The sequence below is a fragment of the Bianquea renquensis genome, assembly GCF_014384895.1.
GTDB lineage: Bacteria > Bacillota > Clostridia > Lachnospirales > Bianqueaceae > Bianquea > Bianquea renquensis.
Window position 1 is genome coordinate 1 of record NZ_JACRSQ010000106.1, and the last position, 626, is coordinate 626.

At 54.2% G+C, this 626-nt stretch carries 1 protein-coding gene; it reads right to left on the minus strand.

Going from position 1 to position 626, the window contains the following annotated elements; genetic code table 11:
- Positions 1-626: recombinase zinc beta ribbon domain-containing protein (locus H8730_RS17460; protein ID WP_249290321.1), on the minus strand; the 626-nt coding region annotated here is incomplete at both ends.

The following is a 626-nucleotide window of genomic DNA, read 5'->3' on the forward strand; positions in this document are numbered from 1 at the left end:
TCTGCCTCGTACTGATTGAGCAGTTGAATACAGACGCTTTCCGGCACACGCCCCAGCACCTTGTCCTCATAGGCAGACATGATCAGCTTGTCCAGTTCCGGCAACCGCTTGGAGATCGCCTTCACTTCCGCTTGCAGAGCCTTGGTGCGTTCCATGCTGGCAGACTGTTCTCTTGCCAAAAGCAGCTCTCGCAGCGCTTCACGATCATTCTGTGCCCACATTGCCTTACAGCGAATATCAGTCAGCACGATATGGATCAGCGTTTTTGGGTTGATGTAGTGGGACGCACAGGCATTTTTGCCACCGGACGCATAGCGGTTGCAGACATAGGCTTTGTACTCCGGTTCTTTGTCCGAAACCTTTTTGCGATAGTCACGCATATACCGCATGGAGGAACCACAGTCCATACACCGCAGCAGACCACCGAACAAAGCAACCGTCCCACTTTTGCCGCTGCGCCCTCTGGCCGGGTGGTTGTCCATCCGTTGCACAGCGTCCCATATTTCCTGCGAGATCAGCGGTTCGTGGGTGTGTTCCACCCTGATCCACTCGCTCTCCGGTTTGCTGATTTGCTTGTGGTTTTTGTAGGACACAGTACCGGTCTTGTTCTGCACCATATGGCCGAG